The following is a 1,901-nucleotide window of genomic DNA, read 5'->3' as shown; positions in this document are numbered from 1 at the left end:
CCGGCATCACCCCCGGAATCACAAAGTCGGTATGCGTGAACGACTCGTCACCGAGCGCCAAGCCGATTGCGCCGCCCACTCGCGCGGCCGGCTGGCCAATCTCACACGCCCTGCAACCCGACACACCGGGCTTCTTCGCCTTCGCCTCGTCCGCACGGACTTCGACTTCGCCCCCACCATGCTTGAGCTTCGCCTGGTTCGGCGCAGTCGGACTGACCGTTGCCTGAACAATCTGTTTCTTGTGCTCGTAGACCTGCACCGCCCGGATCAGGATATTGAGCATGTACATCAGCGTGCCGACGTCTTCGCGCGACAAGCTTTGCAGCTTCTCCTTCACTACTGGAATGAAACCGCGCAGCTCGGTTGCAAGGTCGTGGATCGCCTTGCGCGCCTGCTGCGGCGCCAGCGTCGCGGCAACGTTCAGCTCCGCCTTCACGCCAGCCTTGCCAACCTCCCATACCGCGCCGAACAGGTTGTCGATTGTCTTGAGCGGGCTATGCACAAGCGCGCTGGCCGACATCTGCGAGACCTTCTTCTGCGCCGCCTTCAGATTGGCGTGTGGGTCCGTCAACTGGCCCGCAGCAAGTTTATCGAGCGCGTTTGCGAGGCCACCCAGCATCTCTTCGGCCTTCTTCCCGCAGTCGGTCAGAATCTCGTTGAGCCGTGCCTTAGCCTGCTCCACGAACGGCTTGAGTTCGCCCATCAGCGTCGCCGTGAAGTGCGCGGCGATCACGGCCACAATAGCGTCAGGCAGCTCCTTCGCGCCTGCTTTCACCGCCTGCCGCACGATGCCGAGCGTCGGACGCAGCGACATGCGCGCAGCCGCTGTGCCCGGCGGAATCGGCAGCACGCCAATCAGGTTAATGCCCAGACTCGCCCAGTCAAGGATCTGGTCAACCTCGCGGCGCTTCGGGTTGTTACGGTTATCGACAAGCGTGACGATGTCACCGCATACGTCGACGGCAGCCATGATGTTGCCAAGCACAGGCAATGCCGCCGACACTTCCTTCACACGCTCGAGCGTCACATAGCCGCCCGTGTATTCGCGCAGCCACGCATCGAACCGCGACGCACCCGCGCCAAGGTCGGCGACAAGCACCTGATTGAGCGGCACGATTGCTGCATCGACCGACGACTGAATGGATTGCTGGTTAGCCATAAGAGCGGCCTTGTTCGTATTCTGGATCAGGAAAGGGAGGATCAACCTCCCGCTTCATGGTGCTATGCCGCGCCCGGTGCAGCGGCATCCGTCGGCTCCCACGCGGGCGGCTTCAGGTAGCTGCCGATGACCCACGGATCGTTCGGGTCGCGTTCATGCTTCACGCTCACCGCACCGGCAGCCAACCCGCTAACGATCGCGCGGCCCGACGCGTCGAGCGTGCCGGTGTGCTTTGCACCGAGGCTATCCGTCACCGTGAAGGCGCTCTTCCCGACCGGCGAATCCGTCACGTAGTGGCGCAACACTTCAAGCTGGCCGGGTCCCGACTTCGGGAACGGCGGGAAACCGCCACCCTGCCCCTTCGGGCCGTCGGTCTGGTGGCTGCCTGCATGGATCGTGTGCTCGCCTGCCGTGTGCACCGTGTAGCCCTGGTCACTGATACGCACCTGCGTATTGCCGGCATGCAGGACGATTTCCTTCGCTGCATGAAGCTGAATGCTGTCGGTGGTGCTCGTGACCGTGACCGATTGCTTCGCCTTCAGGTCGATGCCGTCGGTCTGCGCCTCGATCCGTACCTTCCCCGAAGCCGCGACGAGCGCCATACCCGCCTTGTGCACGAACAGCGTGAATGCGTTCGACACGCTTGCGAACAGCGAGTGGCCCACCGCGAAGCCAACATGCCGGCCGCTGGTGATGGCAATGTCCTCGTTGCTCGCGAGATGGGCGCTACGCTCGGCGGCCA

At 63.4% G+C, this 1,901-nt stretch carries 1 protein-coding gene and 1 pseudogene; both read right to left on the bottom strand.

Translation table 11 applies throughout. The features are described 5' to 3' along the window. Positions 1-1,204: pseudogene (locus tag DPV79_RS41370) on the bottom strand (RHS repeat-associated core domain-containing protein); the annotation flags it as partial. A 17-nt stretch (positions 1,205-1,221) separates the two neighbouring features. Then, on the bottom strand, positions 1,222-1,901 hold a 680-nt coding region (locus tag DPV79_RS41365; RefSeq protein WP_133295803.1), incomplete at its 5' end, for a DUF2345 domain-containing protein.

The organism is Burkholderia reimsis, assembly GCF_003294055.1.
Classification (GTDB): domain Bacteria; phylum Pseudomonadota; class Gammaproteobacteria; order Burkholderiales; family Burkholderiaceae; genus Burkholderia; species Burkholderia cepacia.
The sequence above is the reverse complement of the archived record's forward strand: the minus strand, read 5'-3'. Positions and strand labels throughout refer to the sequence as shown.